This window comes from Enterococcus sp. DIV2402 (assembly GCF_017426705.2).
GTDB classification, from domain to species: domain Bacteria; phylum Bacillota; class Bacilli; order Lactobacillales; family Enterococcaceae; genus Enterococcus_F; species Enterococcus_F lowellii.
In genome coordinates this window covers 537,142-557,538 of the sequence record NZ_CP147251.1, presented here as the reverse complement: position 1 = coordinate 557,538, position 20,397 = coordinate 537,142, and the positions used below count along the sequence as shown (strand labels likewise).

19 protein-coding genes are annotated in these 20,397 nt (G+C 35.8%); 8 read left to right on the top strand and 11 right to left on the bottom strand.

Annotated elements, in window-relative coordinates:
- Positions 1–4: 4 nt before the first annotated feature.
- Together DOK78_RS02640 and DOK78_RS02635 are read right to left on the bottom strand one after the other, a co-directional pair.
- Complete coding sequence (locus tag DOK78_RS02640; RefSeq protein WP_207942005.1) at positions 5–703, bottom strand: DUF4811 domain-containing protein; 699 nt, start codon at positions 701–703, stop codon at positions 5–7.
- Positions 700–2,178 (bottom strand): MDR family MFS transporter, encoded by a 1,479-nt coding sequence (locus DOK78_RS02635; RefSeq protein WP_207942004.1) that lies wholly within the window; start codon positions 2,176–2,178, stop codon positions 700–702. The genes DOK78_RS02640 and DOK78_RS02635 overlap by 4 nt, the downstream gene beginning before the upstream one ends.
- A 131-nt stretch (positions 2,179–2,309) precedes the next feature.
- On the opposite strand from DOK78_RS02635, the gene DOK78_RS02630 reads away from it, so the two are divergent.
- The gene (locus tag DOK78_RS02630) at positions 2,310–2,786 is read left to right on the top strand and encodes a MerR family transcriptional regulator (protein WP_207942003.1); all 477 of its coding nucleotides are present in this window, start codon (positions 2,310–2,312) and stop codon (positions 2,784–2,786) included.
- A gap of 54 nt (positions 2,787–2,840) precedes the next feature.
- Here DOK78_RS02630 and DOK78_RS02625 read toward each other — a convergent pair whose 3' ends face one another.
- From DOK78_RS02625 to DOK78_RS02610, 4 genes are all read right to left on the bottom strand, one after another.
- Positions 2,841–3,704 carry a formylglycine-generating enzyme family protein gene (locus tag DOK78_RS02625; protein WP_207942002.1) on the bottom strand — a complete coding sequence of 288 codons (864 nt, stop codon included), beginning with the start codon at positions 3,702–3,704 and terminating at the stop codon, positions 2,841–2,843.
- The gene (locus DOK78_RS02620) at positions 3,701–5,197 is read right to left on the bottom strand and encodes a sulfatase-like hydrolase/transferase (protein ID WP_207942001.1); all 1,497 of its coding nucleotides are present in this window, start codon (positions 5,195–5,197) and stop codon (positions 3,701–3,703) included. Before DOK78_RS02620 ends, DOK78_RS02625 begins: the two co-directional genes overlap by 4 nt.
- 142 nt (positions 5,198–5,339) lie before the next feature.
- Complete coding sequence (locus tag DOK78_RS02615) at positions 5,340–6,542, bottom strand: NAD(P)/FAD-dependent oxidoreductase (protein WP_207942000.1); 1,203 nt, start codon at positions 6,540–6,542, stop codon at positions 5,340–5,342.
- Between the two features lie 34 nt (positions 6,543–6,576).
- Positions 6,577–7,479 carry a prenyltransferase gene (locus DOK78_RS02610; protein ID WP_207941999.1) on the bottom strand — a complete coding sequence of 301 codons (903 nt, stop codon included), beginning with the start codon at positions 7,477–7,479 and terminating at the stop codon, positions 6,577–6,579.
- Between the two features lie 98 nt (positions 7,480–7,577).
- On the opposite strand from DOK78_RS02610, the gene DOK78_RS02605 reads away from it, so the two are divergent.
- Positions 7,578–8,558 carry a polyprenyl synthetase family protein gene (locus DOK78_RS02605; protein ID WP_207941998.1) on the top strand — a complete coding sequence of 327 codons (981 nt, stop codon included), beginning with the start codon at positions 7,578–7,580 and terminating at the stop codon, positions 8,556–8,558.
- A 119-nt stretch (positions 8,559–8,677) separates the two neighbouring features.
- Here DOK78_RS02605 and DOK78_RS02600 read toward each other — a convergent pair whose 3' ends face one another.
- Positions 8,678–9,016, bottom strand: coding sequence for a hypothetical protein (locus tag DOK78_RS02600; RefSeq protein ID WP_207941997.1), 339 nt, complete (start codon positions 9,014–9,016; stop codon positions 8,678–8,680).
- Positions 9,017–9,549: 533 nt separating this feature from the next.
- Here DOK78_RS02600 and DOK78_RS02595 point away from each other — a divergent pair.
- The 3 genes from DOK78_RS02595 to DOK78_RS02585 all read left to right on the top strand — a co-directional run bounded on the left by DOK78_RS02595 (position 9,550) and on the right by DOK78_RS02585 (position 12,052).
- On the top strand, positions 9,550–10,290 hold the full coding sequence (locus DOK78_RS02595) for a LytR/AlgR family response regulator transcription factor (protein ID WP_207941996.1): 741 nt from the start codon (positions 9,550–9,552) through the stop codon (positions 10,288–10,290).
- Positions 10,291–10,428: 138 nt separating this feature from the next.
- Positions 10,429–11,739 carry a sensor histidine kinase gene (locus DOK78_RS02590; RefSeq protein WP_207941995.1) on the top strand — a complete coding sequence of 437 codons (1,311 nt, stop codon included), beginning with the start codon at positions 10,429–10,431 and terminating at the stop codon, positions 11,737–11,739.
- Between the two features lie 100 nt (positions 11,740–11,839).
- Complete coding sequence (locus DOK78_RS02585) at positions 11,840–12,052, top strand: hypothetical protein (RefSeq protein WP_207941994.1); 213 nt, start codon at positions 11,840–11,842, stop codon at positions 12,050–12,052.
- Between the two features lie 207 nt (positions 12,053–12,259).
- On the opposite strand, the gene lrgB is transcribed toward DOK78_RS02585, so the two are convergent.
- The 4 genes from lrgB to DOK78_RS02565 all read right to left on the bottom strand — a co-directional run bounded on the left by lrgB (position 12,260) and on the right by DOK78_RS02565 (position 15,997).
- Positions 12,260–12,943, bottom strand: coding sequence for an antiholin-like protein LrgB (gene lrgB, locus DOK78_RS02580; protein WP_207941993.1), 684 nt, complete (start codon positions 12,941–12,943; stop codon positions 12,260–12,262).
- Positions 12,940–13,365 carry an antiholin-like murein hydrolase modulator LrgA gene (gene lrgA / locus DOK78_RS02575; protein ID WP_207941992.1) on the bottom strand — a complete coding sequence of 142 codons (426 nt, stop codon included), beginning with the start codon at positions 13,363–13,365 and terminating at the stop codon, positions 12,940–12,942. The genes lrgB and lrgA overlap by 4 nt, the downstream gene beginning before the upstream one ends.
- Positions 13,366–13,524: 159 nt before the next feature.
- Positions 13,525–14,241, bottom strand: coding sequence for a LytR/AlgR family response regulator transcription factor (locus tag DOK78_RS02570; protein WP_207941991.1), 717 nt, complete (start codon positions 14,239–14,241; stop codon positions 13,525–13,527).
- A 7-nt stretch (positions 14,242–14,248) separates the two neighbouring features.
- Positions 14,249–15,997 (bottom strand): sensor histidine kinase, encoded by a 1,749-nt coding sequence (locus tag DOK78_RS02565; protein WP_207941990.1) that lies wholly within the window; start codon positions 15,995–15,997, stop codon positions 14,249–14,251.
- A 168-nt stretch (positions 15,998–16,165) separates the two neighbouring features.
- On the opposite strand from DOK78_RS02565, the gene DOK78_RS02560 reads away from it, so the two are divergent.
- The 3 genes from DOK78_RS02560 to DOK78_RS02550 are packed head-to-tail and all read left to right on the top strand — an operon-like array spanning position 16,166 to position 20,329.
- Positions 16,166–17,233: a dipeptide epimerase gene (locus DOK78_RS02560; RefSeq protein ID WP_207941989.1), complete on the top strand. Its 1,068-nt coding sequence runs from the start codon at positions 16,166–16,168 to the stop codon at positions 17,231–17,233.
- A gap of 23 nt (positions 17,234–17,256) precedes the next feature.
- Positions 17,257–18,672, top strand: coding sequence for a transglutaminase-like domain-containing protein (locus DOK78_RS02555; RefSeq protein WP_207941988.1), 1,416 nt, complete (start codon positions 17,257–17,259; stop codon positions 18,670–18,672).
- Positions 18,673–18,685: 13 nt separating this feature from the next.
- Positions 18,686–20,329, top strand: a complete 1,644-nt coding sequence (locus DOK78_RS02550) for a peptide ABC transporter substrate-binding protein (protein ID WP_207941987.1) — start codon at positions 18,686–18,688, stop codon at positions 20,327–20,329.
- Positions 20,330–20,397 lie beyond the last annotated feature (68 nt).

Here is a 20,397-nt window from a genome sequence, read left to right as displayed (position 1 = left end):
TTTGCTATTTTACTTCATTTAATAAATCTTGCATCATTTGATTTTGTAATTCAACTGTCCATTGATCAATCATTGTTTGTTGCTTTTCTTTATCCGTTGCTAATGATGGATCTTTTTGAATAGCTTCCATCATTTTCGCTTGAATTTCTTTTTGAGCAGCTTCTTTAAAAGAAGCTTGGCGTTCTTTAGCTAATTCGCCAAATTCTTTCATTTGATCGACACTCAACACTTCCCAAGTTTCAGGAATGTTAAAGGTGTTCTCTGCTTCGATAAATTCATGATTATTATTGACAATTCCGAAAAATAATTTATAAAAATCATTTTCATATTCCCAATAACTTTTTTCTGTAACTAATTCTGGGGGCGTACCTTCTGTTACTGTATTCGTCACATAATCTGTATCTGTTGGTTTTAGTTCTTTTGTGTCAGGTGTTTGATACAAATAAACTTTCTCAGAGCCATCTCCTAACGGCTGATAAAGTAACACATCTAGTCCATCCGCACTAGAAACCAACTCAATGGACTGTGTTTCTACTACTTTTTTCATTCCAAAATGACTGACGAAATTGGCCGTAACTAATAGTAAAGATAAGATAAAAATCCCACCGCAAACGACACCCACACCAGTTTGCCAAGATTTTTTCGCAAGTACAAAGGTAAACGCAAAACCGATCACGCTTAAAAGTAGAATAAAAATAATCATGCGTTAACCTCCTTTGGTTCAATTTCGATTGTTTTCTTATTATCTTTAATGAAGAACGCTACAACCACACCAATTAACCCAAAGATAATCGCAACCATGAAGGCTGAATGGTAACCAGACAATGTTGCATTCACAGCTTGTTCTTTATAGGCAAGTGGTGTTTTATCCAACATCGCTTCATCAGGTAAGTTTGCAGTCGTTACATTGGTTAACACACTAATTAAAATAGCTGTTCCAATCGAGCTAGCAACTTGACGGAACGTATTATTGACAGCTGTACCATGACTAATTAAATTCATTGGTAAAGCATTCATTCCAGAAGTAGTAACTGGCATCATTACCATTGAAATCCCAAACATTCGAATCGCATATAATACCATGATATACATAATTGGTGTCTCTGCTGTTAAAAAGGCAAATGGCGCTGTAGCAGCAGTTAGAATAATCATCCCAACAATTGCTAGACGACGAGCACCATATTTATCAAAGATAGCACCAGTTACAGGCATCATAACCCCCATCACTAAAGCACCTGGTAATAACATTAAACCAGAATGGAAGGCAGTCTCCCCATGAATATTTTGAATATATAATGGCACAACCATTTCTGCACCAATCATCGCCATATTAGTGACACCTGATAAAATCGCAGCAATGGTAAAAATAGGTGATTTAAATACGCGTAATTCTAAGAATGGTTGTGGTAAACGTAATTGTCTCCAAACAAAGAGTCCAATTACGACAACACCCAAACTAATATACCCTAAGACTTCTACACTATCCCAGCCTTTGTTTCCGACGCTTGAAAAACCGTAAAGTAAGGCACCAAAACCAACACTTGATAGCAACGCAGAGAAAATATCAATGCTTGGATTGGACAACGGAATCACACTACGCATTAAGAAAAACGCCAAGATTAAGACAATTACGGCAATCGGCAGAATCATGCCAAATAATTCACGCCAAGAATAATGGTCAATAATCCAACCTGATAATGTTGGTCCTAAAGCTGGTGCTAAACCAATAACGACACCAGACATTCCCATTGCCGCTCCACGTTTTTCTGGTGGAAAAATAGATAACATAATATTTTGTAGCAAAGGCATTGAAAGCCCGACACCACAAGCTTGGATCAAACGACCAACTAATAATATCGAAAAATTTGGTGCCATAAAACATGTCAATGTTCCTAATAAAAAGACAGACATTGCAAATAAATACAAGCTTCGTGAGCTAAATTTATTGATTAACCATGCACTAATCGGAATCATAATTCCATTTACTAATAAAAAGCCAGTTGTTAACCATTGAACATCGGATGCTGTAATATCAAATGCCTTCATTAATGCTGGAAAGGCAGTTGTTAACAATGTTTGGTTCAATACCGTACAAAAAGTACCAATTAATAAAATTGCCACTAATAACGTACGGTTATAAGGTTTTCCATAGATATCTAAAGGTTGTTTGTTGCTCATTTGTTCATCTCCTTTTTTCTTGTTCAGCATTGCATACTTTATTCCTTTTTTTTAACTTTGTCAACCAACTTGACACAGATGTAATTAAAAGTACAATAAAGAGAGAGACACGATAGAAAAGAGGAAAAAAAATGAAATCTTCTCTGCTAAAACAATTATTAGATAGTGATCATTTATTGGTAGGTATTAGTGAATTAAGCGACATGAGTGGCACGTCACCCAGACAACTACGCTATTGGGAAGAAAAAGGCTGGATTACTTCAGTTGCTGACAAAAATCACGCGGCCCGTCGTTACCGATTACCAACTGTCGTAAAAGTCGAGCTAATTAAATATTATTTAGACGAAGGTTTTACATTGAAAAAAGCAGTAGAAAAAGCAGATGAACGCATCAAAAAAGTGCATCATATCCGGAAAGTATTGTCTCAATCATTACGTGACATCGAAATTATTGATGACCGCTTTACAGTCTTTTCAATTAATCATTTTGAACCTGAACAAGAGCGTTTAGTTATTTTACATGATGGAAATGACGATACGTTACACTATCGTTTATTCTCCGCAGATCAAACCGTCAATTATGAACAATTGTGTAACGAATTGCATTAAAAAATATCTGAACGAAGGGAATGACACTCCTCTCGTTCAGATATTTTTTCTACCTCACAGTTCGAGGTTTACATCCCGTACACAACGAAATCCCATATTATTACTGGCCGACATGCCGGTATTGCCATTTCTAGCAGCAATTCGGTATCTTTTACAATAAGAAGCATAACATAAAAATGATCCTCCACGAATCCCGTACGCTGCATCGTCTACTTGCTGATACTTTTGCCAAAACTCTGCACCAGTTTTCGTTTGAAATTCTGTCAATGCTATTCTTTGAGGATTGACACACCATTCCCACACGTTACCAATCATTTGATAAAGTCCATAGCCATTTGGTTCAAAGCTTTGAACTGGAGCTGTTGCTAAGAAGCCATCTGCTTGGGTATTTTCATGAGGAAATTTTCCTTGCCAAATATTGCAATGATGCTGATTGTTGGCTAAAAACTCTGCGCCCCACGGATAGCGTTCAAAAGTCGTACCGCCTTTCGCTGCAATCTCCCACTCTACTTCTGTTGGCAAGCGTTTATTCGCCCATTGACAATAAGCCAATGTATCATTACGTGACACATGAACAACAGGGTGATCGAGACGGTTGGCTAAAGTAGCTTCTGGACCTTCTGGATGCCGCCAATTTGCCCCACGGACGGCAAACCAATTGGGATTTTGAGCAATCGAACGCTGCTTATCTTTCTCGGAAACAAAATAAGCAAAAACTGACGACCAACCAAAACGTTCGGAATCCGTTACGTAGCCTGTTTCTGTCACAAATTTTGCAAACTCTTCATTCGTGACGGTTGTTTCATCTATCCAAAAGTCCGTCACTTGTACAAGTATTTGCGGACCTTCGCGATCTTGTAAAAAACCATCGGGACGATTCGTTCCAATCTTGTATTCACCACCAGCAATCAGCTTCATGGGCGCACACCACGCATACGTAATGCTTGATATTCAAAAATCAAGTTATCATTATTTTCTATCATCCAATTATACAAGGCTTGGCGCATTTCTTGGACGATTGACTGATAGGCTTCTTGTTCGATTTTATTATCCATTTCATAAGGATCACTGGCTAAGTCGTACAATTCATCCACATCCCCACAATTAAATACATATTTGATGTCTTTTTTACGAATCATCCGTTGTGAAAATAAAATACTGCCAATCCCTGAACATTCCGTAACAACAGTCTCTGGCCAAACTAGATGGACATTTTCCATCAGTGGACGCATCGATTGTCCGTCGCGTTCGCGTTGTGCTTCCGACACACCCGCATAATCTAAAATTGTCGAATAAATATCGCAGCTCGTCACAAATTCCGTCAATTCTTGGCGAGTTTGTGATTTCGCTGGTTTAACAAACAGGGGAATACTCACCGTTTCATCATACATAAATATCGCTTTATCACAAAGTCCATCATGAATACCTAAAGATTCTCCATGGTCTGCGCTAAAAATAATAACTGTATCATCATATAAGTCATTGTCTTTCAAATAGCGAATAACTTCACCAATTTGATAGTCAATGTGCGACACACCAGCAAAATAATGCTTGACTACAGGTTCAATTTCTTCCCATGTAGTAAAATCTCCCCGTTTAACATCATGAATGCGGGGTTTCAATACGCCTTTATCTTCAAAATTTTCCCATGCAGGAATAGCGACATCTTTATATGGTTCCAAAAATTCTTGTGGCACAAAATAAGGTTCATGTGGTCCCCAAAAATTCAATTGGAAATACCACGGTGCTTGTTCTTTTTGAAATTCAGATAAAATCATCTTGGTCCGATGAACTAAAAAGCTTTCGATAGTCGTTTCAACACCAGTTGTTACTATCCCTGCTTGATGTTGTTGATAAAAACCATTGATAATTTGTTCAATTTTAAAATCTAAGTTGTTTTCTGCTAAATACTCTTGAAATTGTGGGTAATAGTGACCACCAAAGCCATGTCCGGGAAAATCATCGCCCGTATAACCTACTGTCGTGGGCAACGCATCATTGCGCAATCCAAATTCCGCAAATTGAATATCTCCCATATATTTTTGAATATACGCATCTTGTTTCACATTATCTACGCCTGATCCTAAATGCCATTTGCCAGTATAGCCTACTTGGTACCCCATTTTCACCAATTGACGACTCAATAGCTCAGGTGTATCTGCTAGTTCTTGAACCATATTGCCATAGTTATACGAATTCGTTAGCATGCCATGATGCATCGGATATAACCCCGTTTGTAAGGACGCTCTAGCAGGCGTACAAATTGGACAGGTTGTGTAGGCATTCTCAAAAATGTACGATTCCTCACTTAATTTATCCAAATGAGGGGTTGTACACGGTAGATTTCCATAGGCTGATAACGTATCTTTACGCTGTTGGTCAGTTAAAATAAATAATATATTCGGTTGCATTCTTTTTCCTCCTTACTCAGTAACCGCTTTCTATTTATTATCTAGCGTGCCAAGAAATTAGACAACCCTTTTACACTATGTATCTTTTGCATACAAAAAAACTGTCAAACAGAAATTCTGCTTGACAGTTTGATTTTTCGGCTTAATGATATAAATCAAAACGGCCTTTCGCCATTACTTCTTTCACGCCACCTGTTTCAAGTAATGATTTGTTCATAATCATTTTTTTGATGAATGAAGCTGGATAGCCTTTAACGCCAGTTTTTCCAACCATACCAAATGCATGTGTGTTACCAATTGAAGCGACAGAACCTGCCGATTTGAAAACAAATCCTGGTAATGTTTGTCCTTTTGAACGACTAATAATGTGTTTTGCTGCATAATCGCCCATTTTCAACGCAATTTGCGCAGTTGTTGGATAAGGACGATTTGATTCTTTATCCATTACAGCAGCAACGTCACCAATGATGTAAATATCATCTTGTCCTGGTGCAGTTAAGTTATCGTTAACCATTACGCGACCACGACGTTCTTCAAAGCCAGATTCACCCATAACAAAACTTCCACTTACACCTGTTGTCCAGATAATTGTTGCTGCTTCTAATTCTTTTTCAGTGTCGCCATTTGCATAAACAACATGCTCTGGTTTGATCCCTTTAATTGCGCAACCTGTCATCAAATGTACATTCCATTTGTCTAAGTATTTCAAGCAATAGTTAGTTAATTCATCATTAAACATTGGTAAAATAGTTGGCGCTGCTTCCACGCAATAAATTTCGATAGCATCTGGATTGACCCCAGCAATTTTTGCGTAGCCTTTTTTCGCTTCAACAAGAGAACCAACTAATTCGATTCCTGTAAATCCAGCACCACAAACAACTAATTTTAAGTATTTTTTATCTTGTGTTGCTTTGTATTTCGCCATTGCATCTTTGATATGTTCATAAATTTTTACTGCTGATTCGATGTTAACCATTTCTAGGGCGTTTTCTTCTGCACCTGGAATACCGAATGTTTCTGAACGGAAACCTAAACCAACAATTAAGTAGTCATAATGTAAAGGTTTGTTGTTTTTTAATGTAACTTCTTTTTTATCTGAATCAATTTTTACGACTTCATCTTGAATGAATGTTGTTACTTTAGGGTTAACAACATCTTTAATGTCATACGTGATTTTTTCTTTTGGTTGTGTACCGGCAGCAACTTCATGTAAATCGGTTGCTTCATAGTGATACTCATTACGATCCACTAATGTGATGTGAAATGCTCCTGTTGCTTTCTTTTGTAACTCATATAAAGCTCGTAACCCAGCGTACCCAGCGCCTAAAATCGCTACTTCCTTCATAACTTTTCCACTTCTTTCTTTTCAATATTATTTATTATATAAGGATACCTAGCAAGTAGGTGATTACTTGTGCTGCTGAACCTACAGCGAGAATTCGCACGGCACAAATAAATGTTTCCCGTTTTACCTGTTTGTTTCTAAAAAGAGTTATTTGTTTCCAAATAAATGGTGCGACTAGAAATGTTAATAAGACTGTCACCGGTGCAATCTTTAGCACAACGGATAAGATAATTCCTAGAAAAGCTAGGATATTCATGCCCACAAACAAATTAATTGAACGTTGTTTTCCTAAATAATGAACTAAGGTGTAACGTTCATTTTTTTCATCTTCTTCTTTATCACAAATGTTGTTTGCAAGCATTAAATTCGCAATCCACATTGTATTAGGCAACGCAATTATAAAGATACTGAATATTTCAGAAAAATTCCAATGAAATGTTTCGAAAGTATTCAAATACACACAAATAAATGAAATCATAATACCCATAGTCGATCCAGAGAAAAATTCTCCAAGTGGTAGACTTGATAATGGTCTAGGTCCGGAAGAATAAAAAATACCGACTAAGTAGCAATACAATCCCATCCATAATAATGGCCAGCCCACGACAGCTGCTAGTGCAATCCCTAAGATTGCTGAAATAATAATCATGCTCGTCATTAACCAAAACACCAAGCGTAACGATAAATTTTCACGCCCAATAATATTGGTTTTTTGTTTGTAATCATGTCCTTCTGTTGCATGGTGATAGTCATTATAATTATCTAAAATATCTACTGCCATATTAAAAATAAACATTGCAACAAAATAAACGAGAACATAACCAAGATGCAGCGTACCATAATGATACCAACTATAACAAAGTCCTATCAAAAATGGCAGGACACTTGCCGTCTTAGCTTTCATCTCAACGAGCTCAAAAAAAACAGATAGTGACATCAGACACTCCTTTCTAAATTTGGACAGCATTACATTGCCTTTTTAAACGAAAATAAGTTAAAATAGAACTACTATCTAACATCGAAAGGGTTATAAACATGCTATCTTACTGGAACGATTATCCCACTATTCAAAATAAACTCCAAATCGTTTGCTCACTAATAGAGAAACAAATGCGAGTTCGCAATAAAGATATCCAAGAAACGCTGATTGATTTTTCACAAGCTGGCGGAAAATATTTACGCCCGGCTTTCTTTTTGTTATTCGCTTCCTTAGGAGACCCTGAAAAACAAGACGAAGAGCAATTAATCAAGATTGCAGCATCTCTTGAAATACTTCACATGGCAACGTTGATTCATGACGACATTATTGATGATTCACCATTGCGCAGAGGGACGAAAACTGTCCAATCACGCTATGGTAAAGATATTGCCGTTTATACCGGCGACTTATTATTCACAGAATTCTTTAAATTAATCATTGAAGCGATGAATGGCTCGAAATTTTTAGCCATTAATGCTCGTTCAATGCACCGTTTGTTATTGGGCGAACTCGATCAAATGAACACCCGTTATAACAAAACAGAGACCATTCGTGATTATTTACGCAGTGTGAATGGCAAAACCGCTGAGTTATTCTGGTTAGCTTGTGCACAAGGCGCACATTTTGGACATACAGAAGCGTATGTCCAACGTATCGCTGGTCGTATTGGTCGAAATATCGGCATTGCTTTTCAAGTTTACGATGACATTTTAGACTATACCGCCGATGAAGAAACTTTAAAAAAACCAATTTTAGAAGATTTGGCACAAGGTGTGTATACCTTGCCTCTACTCTTAGCGAAAGCCGAACATCCTTCTGTTTTCTTGCCTTATTTAGAAAAAGAAGACAAAATCACCCCTGAAGAATCACAAGAGGTAGCAGATTTAGTTGTAAAATACCAAGGTGTCGAAATGGCAAAAGACATCGCCCGTCGCTATACACAAAAAGCGCTTGTTGATATCGAGATCTTACCTGATGGTGAAGCCAAAGAAATGTTGCAATTATTAACGACACAATTATTGTTACGCAGCTATTAATCAATTTATAGAACAAGACACTATGACAAAAATATCCGAAGATCGAGCGTAAGAAACAATCTGCTCTATCATTCGGATATTTTTTATTTAGATAAACTTGGCAACTATCTTCTTCTATTTTATTGAGAAAAATGGCTAAAAAATAAATAAGCTACCATGATTGAAAAACCTAAATCAACAATCAGAAAAGACATCCCCTCATATAATACTTGTGGCAATAGAATTTTGCCTAGGTACATGACAAAAAAGAAGACAACAATCCCTACAACAACACTTACCATTTGTACAATCAAGTCTTTCTGCTCGATTTTCTTACGTTTTCTATCAGAGGGCAATAAATTTTGTCCGCGACCAATTGGATTTGCTTGTCTTGTCATATTTGTATTATGGCGATCAAACTCACTGCTTTTAAGATACGATTGCTGCTCAAATTTCTTTTGCCGTTCTCTATCACTCATAAGATCAACGCTCCTTTATTTTCTGAACGAGATTTTCCATCAAATAATACCGCAACACCTAACACTGCCTACATTTTGCCTCACTTGTCTTATTTCAGATAAATAACTTTTACGAATCAACAATCTACCGAAACCGATTCTTTGCCAACAAATAGCATGTATATAAAAAATAGTTCTTTTTATCCTATAGAGAAAAATAGTTTCTAACAAAAAACTGCTTGATTAGACATCCTGTTCGCTGTCTAATCAAGCAGTTTCTGATTCTATACCAGGTTAGTTTAACAAATTTTTGTTGCTTATAACCAAAAATACCCTAAACGTAGCAAATTCGTGCCTGAACGTCGTAATTTTGATATTTGTAGCCAAATCAAGCAGAATTAATTGCCTTTTAAATGAAAAATGAGAGCAATAAAGAAACTTTTAGTCGAAACCTTCAAAATTCCCCTTTATTACGCACAAATCATGATATAATTTTGTAAATTGATTCCTTTAATTTCTATAAGAAACAATAAATGATTATATGGAGGAAAAAAATGATTAATGTATTTATTTGTGAAGACAATTTAATTCAGCGAACAAGATTAGAAACAATCATTAATAACTTCCTTTTAATGGAAGATATAGATATGAAATTAGCGTTAAGTACAGCGAATCCGGAAGAATTACTGACCTATTTACATCGCCATCCCCAATCACAAAGCATTTTCTTTTTAGATATTGACTTAAATCATACGCTAGATGGCATTCAACTAGGTTCACAAATTCGCGATTTATGTATTGATAGTAAAATTGTTTTTATTACGACACACAGTGAGTTAGCACCACTAACATTTAAATATAAAGTCGAAGCGATGGATTACATTGTCAAAGATGATCCTGAAGAATTAGCTTCTCGAGTGAAAGACGCATTGAATCAAGCAAAAAAACATTATTTAGCTGAACATAAAAAAGATGAAACACATATCCGCTTGCGAGTGGGTAGCCAAATTCGCTTATTCGAATTAGCAGATATTATGTTTATTGAAACATCGCCTGGTTCTCACAAGCTTGTTTTACATTTAACAAATAGTTTAGTGGAATTCTATGGTACGATTACCGAAGTTGAAAAATTATCCTCAGACTTTGTAAGAGTTCATAAATCATTTGTCGCAAATCAAAAAAATATTTTGCAAGTCGACACTAAGAATCGATATTTAACTTTTATAAATGGTGAAACTTGTTGGGCATCTTTTCGAAAACTGAGCCAGTTAAATAGAACCTTAACAGAAACATAGGCTATTTATATTGCACGCTATATACTAAAAAACATGATTCTGTTGCTTCCGAATCATGTTTTTATTATTGATATATAAACTGTAAAAAAATCATGCTATAATTTCGTAGCAACTGAATTTAGATTGGAGGTAAGTTTGATGTTTTATTTATTGGTGGCTTCAAGTGTTATTCAAATTTTTTGTAATTTTCTTATTTTAGATAAACTTCCTATTTTAAAAAAATATAACCTGTTTTTATCAAGTATTATCCTAATTATTTCATTTAACTTGAGTATTTATATTTCACAAATAGACACACTTGTTTTGTTTGTTCTACTTTTTTCTCTTTCTTACATGAATAATCGAACACAAATGTTTGGAAAAATATTATTTCATTTTGCAATAGCTTATTTTGTAGTCTTCTCCTTTAATTATTTATTCACCGATATAGTTATTAAAATCATATTGAGTGAAAATAGTTTATTAATGTTTCTCTGGTTTTGTTTTACTTTAACCCTCAATATTTCTCTTGCATTTTTTATCCGTCGTTTCTTACTATCCAAACTTACAAATAAGTTAAGTTTATTTGGTGGATACATATTATTCACACTAGTTTTTAGTTATCAGTTATATAAATTAAGTGAGTATGTCCAAATAAGTCCAACTGATTTGAAGCTAGATACACTTTTGCGTATTTTTAACATTTTTATTATTTTGCTAGTTATCAGTGGAATTATTAGTATTGTAATGGTAAAACGTCATCAAAAATTAGCTTTGGAAACACAGAAAAAAGAAATTGAATATCAATCGATGCAACTCTACACAGCAGAATTAAATAAACAGTATCAAGAAATACGAAAATTTAGACATGATTATATTAATATTTTGTCCTCCATGGAAAGCTATATGGAACTGGAACAGATGTCTGAATTAAAAGACTATTATCATCAACATATTCAACCAACGCGAGCCATTTTTTCCGAACACTTTACTAAATTAAATGACTTACAGAAAATTGAAGACCCAGCTATTCGAAGTATTTTTATGACAAAATTAGTATTAGCACAAGAAAAAAATATCTCTGTGCAATTAGAAATCAGCGAATTAATTCAACTTCCGGACTCAATAGATCCCGTCATTCTTGTCCGTATTTTCGGTATCTTATTAGATAATGCTATTGAAGAACTCACTATTTTGAACAAAGGCGAACTAGAAATTGCTATCTTTAAATTAGAACAAGATACTATATTCATAATTCAAAATACAGCACGTGTGAATATTGAACCGTTACATCAACTTAAAACAAATGGTTTCTCAACCAAAGGAAATCATCGTGGTATTGGATTAAGTACTGTAGATAATTTAATTAAACAAGTTCCAAATCTTTTATTAGAAACAATAATTGAGAATCAGTTATTTACGCAAAAATTAACGATTTTAACAGATAGATATCACAAATTACCTAACTAATTTGACGTTCAGGACAGAATAAGCGACGTTTACGACAAATTTCGTTTTTGGTATCTAATCTATAGTACAATCAGCTCAAATATATAAGGAGCTGAACAAAATGAAGAAAATCGTTATTGCTGCACTCATGTTTTGTATTATTGGTGGTAGTCAAGTAGCTCATGCTGAAGAGGTTACTTCTGCAGAAGATGTAACAACACTTTCACTTATCACACCCTTTGACTTTAAGAATTATCCACCTTCTACTTATGCTGGCAAAACTTTAGTAAAAGTAGAAAAAATCAAGAATGGTTATCGAGGCTGGTATATATGATTCGTGCAGTTCTTTCTGTTCTGCTGATTCTCTTGATTATAATGACTGTATTTCAACCATTTAATAGCCATATACAAATATTAATTATGATTGGAATTGCTATATTTGTAGCACTTCTTATGTTTAGAATGGCGCATCTGGAAGAAAACGATAACTAAAAAAAACCAAATGATTTCCCTTGTATTCAAGAGTAATCATTTGGTTTTTTTATATCCCAATCAATGTCGCAAATACGGGTACGACAATAACTGTAATTACGCCAACAACCACAACTGAAATACTTGCCATTGCTGCTTCGGTTTCGCCCATTTCTAATCCTACTGCTACACCAAGGGCATGGCCTGCTGCACCTAATGCTAATCCTTTGGCAACCGGATGCTGGATATGGAACCACTTCAATGCTATGCGACCTAATGCGTACGTCAATACGCCATTAAAGATAACTGTAAATGCAGTGATTGAAGCCACACCACCAACTGATTCAGAAATCGGTACGGCAATTGCTGTTGTTGCCGCTTGGGGTAAAATAGAAGCAATAATACTTGGATTCATTTGAATCAATTTTCCTGCAAGTACTACCGCAATTAATGAACCAAATGAACCGATTGTTAATGCTGTTAAAATTTCAATCCAGTATTTCTTCAAGACATCTCTTTTTTTATACAAAGGAATCGCAAACGCAACGGTTGCTGGTTCTAAAAAGAAACTGATAAATTTCCCCCCTTCATTATATTGTTCGTAGCTGATGCCAGTGACTTTCAAAGTTAGAACACCTAAAATCATCGCAACAAATAAAGGCGTAAATAAGAAAAATCCTTTGCTTGTTTTAAATGCCCAACTTCCAATCCCAAACACAACAAATGAAATGATAATACCTACGTATGGACTCATAATGACACGCCTCCTTTATGCTCTGTAGGAACGTGTTTTTCTGTTTTTTCAGTCGTTCGATTATCTTTAATGTGTAATAAGAACGCGCCTGTCCAACCTGTAGAAGCTAATAATGCTAAGGTTGCGACTAGGATGACAAACAGAATTTGAAAACCATATTGTTTCATAATATCCAATGAATTAATTAACGAAATTCCAGAAGGTACAAATAAGAAAGTAATGACTCGCGATAACGAATTACTCAAATCTTCTACTTGTTCTAATTTAATAATCTTGGTACATAATCCTACAAAAAGTAAAATCATTCCAATTACTGATGCAGGTACGGGAATCGGCATGATTTTAGTTAAACCATTGGCAATTAACATAATCAATGCAAAAATAAAGGCTTGTTGTAAAAATGAATATACTTTCTTTTCCATAAATCCCATCTCCTCTTGTTTTCTACATGTTTAGTATAGAATGGAAACGAATTTTTGGATGCAAAATTTCACGAGTTGCACGAAATCCAACATGAAATGCAAAAATAACCTCCTCACTTGCACAAAAAAACAAGTCTACCTAAATAGACCTGCTTTTCATTACTCCAAACCGACTTGCTCTCTAAAAATTTTCACATACGAACGACTGACAGGAACCCGCGAACCATTTTCCAAAATCACTTGAAGTGTATGATTGAACCACGGTTGAATCTCTTGAATTTTGGTACGATTTAAAATAAAACTACGATGCGTTTTCAAAAATAATTCAGACGGCAGTTTTTGTTCAATTTTATTTAATGTGCCGGTCATTTGATAATGTTGTTCTCTGGTTTCAATATTTAATTGTCTTTCCTCGACAGAGATTAAATAGATGTCTTCCGGCGCAACTAAATAAATACGGTCATTCCCTTGAATCGGAATGGCTTCAAATTTGGATGTTGCGACAACGTGTTGCGGAGTGATTTCTTTCATTGCTTTATCCAAGGCTTGATGAATTTTCTTTTCTTCAAATGGCTTTAACAGATAATCTTTCGCATTTACTTGAAAAGCTTGGAGCGCATAAGCATCATACGCTGTCGCAAAAATTAAATACGGCGCTTTTTTTAAATGAGTTAGTTTTTCTGCCAGTTCAAATCCACTTTCATTTGTTAAATGAATATCTAAGAAGATAATATCAGGTTTTTGGTCCATCATTTCTGCCATTGCTTCTTCGACAGATTCTGCTTCTGCCGTAGAGGTAATTTTTGGATGTTGCAGCACTAAGTAACTTAATTCTTCACGTGCTAACGGTTCATCATCCACAATTAATACGTGCATTTATTTCTCACCTCGGGTCTCTAATTGGAACTGCTAAACGCGCATGACTGCCACCAGTTGGACGATTTTCAATTTGAAATTTTCCATCGCCACCATAAAGATTTTCAATGCGTCGTGCCAAATTTTCCAATGCGGTTCCAGTTCCTTTTTCAGATTTCACTGGTTCTCTACCTAATAATACACGTCTATCTTCGGGAATACCAATGCCATTGTCCCAAACATCAATAATCAAATTTTTTTCAATTTTACGAACAACGACCTTTACATGATTATTCGTTTTTCGATTGCCAAACGCATGTCGGATTGTATTTTCTACCAGTACTTGAATGGCATATGGAGGTACATAATACTCGTCTGTTCCTGTTTCAATATCAAATTCTACTTGATAACGGTCTGGAAAACGAGCCTGTTCTAAAGACAAATACGCACTCACCTGATCAAGTTCTTGCTCTAAAGGAATCGTGGTTTGTACCGCACCTTGTAAATTCCCTCTAAAATACGTGCTTAATTGTAATAACAAACGTCGTGCATGCTCACTGTCTTTACGCATCAGTGCAGAAATTGTATTGATTGCATTGAAGAAGAAGTGCGGATTGACTTGTGCTTGTAAACTTTTAATTTCAGCTTCTTTTAATAATTTCGATTGCAGTTCAGCTTCTCCTAACTCGATTTGTGAAGAAAAAATCGTTCCTAAGCCTTCTGCTAATTGTTCTTCCACGTGTGTTAAATGTGTTGGATCCGTGAAATACATTTTTAATGTACCAACAATTTTTTGATGCGATAATAGCGGAATGACAATAGCCGCTTGCAGGGGACAATCAGGATGAGAACAACCTACCTCTGCTTTAGAATGAGCAATTGTCATCTTGCCAGTTCGTAAGACTTCTTTTGACAACTCCGTAATCACTTCAAGCTCAGGAATGTGGTGGTCATCACCAGCGCCAACATGTGCCAAAATTTGATGATTGTCTGTCATGCTAATAGCGCTAACTTTCGTATAATGTTGAATGATACGAGCGACTTTCTGACACGAATGCTCATTAAGCCCTTCCCGAAAATAAGGCAACGTTTCGGCAGCTAGTTCTAAGACATCATGCGTTTGCACAGCTTTTGCTTGTTCTTCTTGCTTTAATGTTGTGGTTAAAATAGATAGAAAAATAAAGGTTCCCACGCTGTTTAATAAAATCATTGGCAACGCAATTAAACGTACCAGCATCACCCCATCCATGAAACTACCACTAAAAAATAAAATAAAGAGCATTTGAATAACTTCCATAATAATACCCACCATTGCTGCTTGTGTGGCTTTGGGAAATTGATAATCTTTTGTCAATTTTTTCCCAAGAATTCCGGATAAAATACCAACAAGCAAGGAAGCTGGAATATAAAATAGTCCCGTTCCTGCTCCTTGAATCACTCGGTGAATCCCCGCAATTAAACCAACCGCTCCCCCAACAAATGGTCCCCCTATTAAACCAGACACACCAATGACTAAGGTTCGTGTATTGGCAATTGACGCATCGCTACTCAAATACGTTAAAACATTGCTTGGAATAATCTGATTAGCCGTAATCTCAATCCCTGTAAAATTAGAAATAATAGCAAAAACACCAAAAATAAGTACCAATCGAATTTTAGAATGAATGGTTTCTCTACTCAATAAAATCTTTTTAAAATAAGACACATTGACCAATAAAAAAGCTAATAAAATAATTAATCCTACACGTTCCATCATTAAAATAAATAATTCAAACATTCTCACCGCTCCCCCTTCCTTATATTATCATTTAAACAAGGAGATTTAAAATGAACCTATTAATTATATGTGATAAAAATAATTTTTGATAATTGACGAAATTTTCTGTCAATTTAATAAATATATGTTATACTCTTAGTTATTATTTTGATATTAGGAGGAGTCAACATGAAAATTGTTAGTATTGACTTCCAAACACAATCCATTGCGTTGAAAAAACCATTTACGATTGCCTTAGGAACGATTACTCAAGCAGACAATATTTTTGTCAAAATCACTACGGATGAGGGCATCGTCGGACTGGGCGAAGCAGCTCCCGAAACGTTCGTCACTGGTGAAACATTAAAAAGTTGTACAGCAGCGTTAGAACTGCTGACACAAAAATTAATTGGCGAAAATCCTCTAAACATCGCTAAAATTCATGAAATCATGAACCGAGCAATGCTAGGAAATGGTGCCGCCAAAGCAGCAATTGATATTGCTTGCTACGATATTTTAGGAAAAACTGCAAACTTACCATTGTATAAATTGCTTGGCGGACATAGTGACTTTGTACAAACGGATATGACAATTAGTATTGACACACCTGCTGTGATGGCAGCTGAAGCTAAAAAATATGTCGACTTAGGATTTGAAGCCATAAAAATTAAAGTGGGTGTTGATCCAATTGAAGATGTTGAACGAATCATCGCTATTCGAAAAGCGGTAGGACCAGACGTTCAACTCCGTGTGGATGCTAACCAAGGCTGGACACCTAAAGAAGCTGTGCGTGCGATTGAACGAATCAGTCCGTACAATATTGCATTTATTGAACAACCTGTTGCTGCTAAAAATATCGATGGGTTAAAATTTGTGCGTGACCATGTAACCGAAAACATTATGTCTGACGAAAGTGCGTTTGTGCCACAAGACGCCTTTTTATTAGTTAAAAAAGATGTGGTTGATTACGTCAATATCAAGTTAATGAAATGTGGGGGAATTTACCCCGCATTAAAAATTGCGGCAACTTGTGAAAGTGCAGGTGTTGCGTGCATGATTGGTTGTATGAGTGGCGAGACAAATATCAGTGTCGCCGCAGCTGCTCATTTAGCCGCAGCACAGCCAATTATTCGCTTTGCTGATTTAGATGCAACATTTGCTTTGAATCAATTAAACTATTCAGGTGTTATTGCTACTACCCCTGTGCCAGTTATTGATTTAAGTGCGAGTCCCGCTGGCTTAGGGATTCAATTGTAACAAAATTATTAGGAGGTTTTTTTATGGAATCATTTGAGCTAAACGAAATATCTTATCTATCTACCCCGATTCCAGAAGATATTCAACGTGCGAAAGACTATGGCGATACCGCTTTAGCAAAAAAATTAATCGAGCATAAACTCGCAAAAAAAGAAACTAGTCAGACTTTAAAACGTCGCTTAGAAGGTGAATTAGCCATTCTTTCCGTTTTAGAAGCCGATCAATTCCCATTTGATGAGCAAGAAGCCTTACGTTTGATGGCTGATGCTTTTGAAGATTTTGATACACAGGAATTAGAAGATATCGTTGTTTCTGCGGATGTCGAATGGACGTATAAAAACGGACAAAAATATTATCATCGTCGTTTTATCGAGAATTTAGTCAAAACGCGCCGTGATTATTACGAGCGTTACCGTTATGAAGAAGGAAATACTATTGATAACGAACGACAAACAGAGCTAGATGACAATGTTGATTTAATGAAACAAGCCCAAAAACGCACTGCGCGGATTCGTTTCAAACAATCGATTGCTCCCAAAGAAACGCTAAGTAAAGTAGAAGGGCCTTTTTTAGCCCACTTACCTTTACCTCGTAGCAACGGCAATATTCATCACACAAAAATTATTGAAACAAAAGGGAATGTCGTCCATATTGATGATGAAACAGCGATTCAACGAACGATTGCTTTTCAGACTGATGATCCAGAACAATTATTCTTTGAAGTGGTTCATGAATATGAAATTGAAGCAGTCTATCATGATTTATTTGCTTTAATGGAAGATAAATCCTTTCCAAAAAAATTATCTGAACATGAAAAGTTACAATACCAAGACGCATTACAAGAAAAAAGTCCACATATTATGTTTACCGATTTCTTGAAAACTTTATTAGCAGAAATCACTACAGAAGACATGACACTTGTCGAAAAAGCCTTCAAAATTTACGAATTTGTGACTACGCAAGTGAATTATTCCTTTATGCGTGAATATTATACGATTCCAAATATCAGTGAATTTTGTGCGATGAATCAAAAAGGTGATTGTGGTGTGCAAGCCATTTTATTTATTACGTTAAGTCGCATGGCAGGAATTCCGGCTAAATGGGAGTCTGGTATCTATATATCAGAATATACACAAGGCTGTCATGACTGGGCAAAATTTTATCTGCCGACTGTTGGATGGGTATATGCCGATGCGTCATTTGGAGGAAGCGCATACCGAGGAAATAATGAATCGCGCTGGAAATATTACTTTGGAAACTTAGATATTTTCCGGATGCCAGCAAATGATGACATACAGACAGATTTCACGATTAGTAAAAAACAATTACGTGGCGATCCAATTGACAATCAACGCGGAGAATTCGAGAGCAGTCAACGAGGGTTCCGCTACAATGAACTTGATTGGGAAATGTCTTTAGTAGATTTTACATTATTATAAGGAGGAAACAAAAATGAAAAAAAAGGCGATTTGGTTATTCGCTAGTTTGCTGATGGTCGGCTCACTAGCAGCTTGTACAACAGGCAAACAAACAGATGATTCCGGCGAAGCAGCTGGTGAAGAAAAAGTAGTTAATTTAATGGAAGCAAATGAAATTGCTTCGATGAATACTTTAGTAACTCAAGATACAGGAAGTATTAATGCACAGGTTCACGTTTTTGAAGGCTTGTATCAAATCAACGATCAGAATGAGGTTGTTCCGGCAGTTGCCAAAGAACTTCCTGAAATTTCAGAAGACGGAAAAACCTATACTATTCAATTACGTGATGATGCAAAATGGAGTAACGGAGAAGATGTGACTGCAGATGATTTTGTCTATGCATGGCAACGTTTAGCTGACCCAGCGAACCAAGCAAACTATCTATTCTTATTAGAAGGTACAATTTTAAACGGAACACAAATCATTAATGATGGCATGTCACCAACCGAGTTAGGTGTCGAAGCAGTGAATGAAAAAGAATTAAAAGTACAATTGGAAAAACCGGTACCTTACTTCACGTCACTATTGACATTCCCAGCCTTCTTCCCGCAAAATCAAGAATTTGTTGAACAACAAGGGAAAGAATACGGTAATTCAAGCGAACAAATTTTATCAAATGGTGCTTTTAACATTGAAAATTGGGATCAATCATCAATGAAATGGGACCTGGTTAAAAATCCTGAATATTACGATGCAGATAAAGTAAAAATCGAAAAAATCCATGTAGATGTAGTCAAAGAAGCGGTTACTGCCTTTAACTTATTTGAAGATGATCAATTAGATATGGCGGAAATCTTTGGAGAATATGTCAAACAAAATCAAGACAATCCATTGATGCACACTGCACCGATGTCTCGTGTTTATTACTTTAAAATGAACCAAAAAATTGATGGTAAAGATACGATTTTTGCCAACAGTGATGTTCGTAAAGCCTTAGCTTACGCGCTTGATAAAGAATCATTGATTAATGATGTATTGGCTGATGGTTCCGTTGCAAGTTATGGTTACATTCCAAAAGGATTTGTTTACAATCCAGAAACGGGCGCTGACTTCCGTGAAGATGCAGGGAACTTGATGGAAACGGATAAAGACAAAGCGTTAGAACATTGGGATGCAGCTAAAAAAGCAATTGGTGATAACATCCAAATTGAAATGCTAACTTCAGATACCGATGCTGAGAAAAAAGTTGCTGAATTCATCCAATATCAACTAGAAGATGCTCTACCTGGTCTAAAAGTTGAAATTAAAGCTGTACCATTAAACAACTCGATTGAACTTACACGTAACAGCGAATACGAATTAGCAATTGGACGTTGGGGACCAGACTATCAAGATCCAATGACTTACCTAGCAAGCTTACGTTCACCAAACAACACGAATTATGAAAGTAAAGAATACAATGATTTGTTAGATAAAATTGAAAATGATTATGCCAATGATTTAAGCGTACGTTGGGATGCGATGGTTGAAGCTGAAAAAATTCTAGTCGAAAAAGATTCAGCAATCGTACCACTATACCAACAATCACGTGCATTATTGATTAATGAACACCTAACAGGGATTTATTACCCAAGCTTTGGTGCTTCAACCATTTTCAAATATGCTGAATACAACTAATCAAAAAAGAAATTAAATAAATACAAAAACATCCGAGCAATAGGCGACTTGTTAATTTACGACTGCTA